Genomic DNA, 664 nt, shown 5'->3' with positions numbered 1-664 from the left:
TGGGCCGGATCGACCATCAGGTGAAAATCCGGGGGTACCGGATTGAACTGGGCGAGGTCGAAACGCAGCTGCTCCAAGTGGAATCGATACGCGAAGCGGTGGTCATGGCTCGTGCGGATGAAACGGGACAAAAACAAATGGTGGCGTACTATGTCGCGGGGCAAGAAATCAGTGCCAGCGAACTGAGAAGTGAGCTGGGCCGGGAGCTGCCAAGCTACATGGTGCCGTCCTACTTTGTACAGCTGGAGCAAATGCCGCTGAGTCCCAATGGCAAAATCGACCGCAAGGCCCTGCCAGCACCAGAAGGCAGCTTGCAAAGCGGAGCCGATTATGTTGCACCGCGGACGTGGGTGGAAGTGAAGCTGGCGCAAATTTGGCAGGATGTGCTGGGTCTGGCGCGGGTCGGCGTGAAGGAAAACTTCTTCGAGATAGGTGGACATTCGCTGCGGGCGACGACGCTGGCCTCGAAGATTCACCAAGAGCTGAACAAGCCGCTTCCCCTGCGCAGTATTTTTGAAGCCCCAACGATTGAACAACTGGCAGCTGTGCTGGAAGAGCTGGATCAAGTGGCATATGCGTCGATTCCGGTAACGGAGACTCGCACGTTCTACCCGTTATCCTCGGCGCAAAAACGACTGTATGTGCTGCATCAGTTCGACCCGCA

1 protein-coding gene is annotated in these 664 nt (G+C 56.9%); it reads left to right on the top strand.

What is annotated here, in order from left to right:
* Window positions 1-664 (top strand): phosphopantetheine-binding protein (locus ABEW32_RS26280; protein ID WP_430193242.1); only part of this gene is annotated, 664 nt, incomplete at both ends.

The sequence above is a fragment of the Paenibacillus jamilae genome, assembly GCF_050482105.1.
GTDB classification, from domain to species: domain Bacteria; phylum Bacillota; class Bacilli; order Paenibacillales; family Paenibacillaceae; genus Paenibacillus; species Paenibacillus jamilae_B.
This window is presented reverse-complemented; position numbering and strand designations above follow the sequence as displayed.